Source organism: Pantoea sp. QMID4 (genome assembly GCF_030270445.1).
GTDB classification, from domain to species: Bacteria; Pseudomonadota; Gammaproteobacteria; order Enterobacterales; family Enterobacteriaceae; genus Pantoea; species Pantoea vagans.
Map to the genome: position 1 here is coordinate 1 of NZ_BSXL01000039.1, position 402 is coordinate 402.

1 protein-coding gene is annotated in these 402 nt (G+C 67.7%); it reads left to right on the plus strand.

Going from position 1 to position 402, the window contains the following annotated elements; all coding sequences use genetic code 11:
- Nucleotides 1-402 (plus strand): contractile injection system protein, VgrG/Pvc8 family (locus QSK07_RS22720; RefSeq protein WP_285723307.1); only part of this gene is annotated, 402 nt, incomplete at both ends.

Here is a 402-nt window from a genome sequence, read left to right on the forward strand (position 1 = left end):
ACGCGCCGGACCAGCATCAGGCGTTTCCGGGCTATGAGACCATCGCCTATCACGTCACCCCGTCGGGCGGCGTGGTCACGGAAGAGGGCATCAGCCAGTGGTCGCTGGCGGAGAGCGTGACGCCGGGCATCTACAGCACCGACGACTACGACTTCCGCAAGCCGAACGCGTGGATGCTGCAGGCGCGGCAGAACCCGGCGTCGCCGGTGCCGGGTTCGGTGGACGTCTACGACTGGCCGGGTCACTTTGTCGACCACAGCCACGGCGAGTCCTACGCGCGCATCCGTCAGGAGGTGTGGCAGGCCGAGCACCACAGCGTCAGCGGGTCGGGCACGGCCACCGGCATCGCACCGGGCTTTACCTTCTCCATCATCAACGCGCCGCACTTCAGCGACAACGGCG